General features: G+C 60.2%; 1 pseudogene. It reads left to right on the top strand.

The features are described from left to right. Nucleotides 1-246 (top strand): annotated as a pseudogene (locus N8M20_RS10430) (cation transporter); the annotation flags it as partial.

The raw sequence follows: 246 nt of genomic DNA, 5'->3' as shown, positions 1-246 counted from the left end.
CACCAGCGCCATCATCCTGGCCATGATCGCGCTGCTGATCGGCTTCGAGGCCGTGAGCCGCTTTCTTTCCCCGGTGCCGATCCATTTTGCCGAGGCCATCCCCATTGCCTGCCTCGGGTTAGTCGTGAACATCGTCAGCGCCCTGCTGCTTTCCGGGGGGCACGACCATGGGCACAGTCATGGGCATGGACACAGCCACGCACATCATGACCATGATGACGAACACATCATCCCTACTTCCTTTGG

The organism is Streptococcus mitis (assembly GCF_946190275.1).
GTDB classification, from domain to species: Bacteria; Bacillota; Bacilli; order Lactobacillales; family Streptococcaceae; genus Streptococcus; species Streptococcus mitis_DC.
The sequence above is the reverse complement of the archived record's forward strand: the minus strand, read 5'-3'. Positions and strand labels throughout refer to the sequence as shown.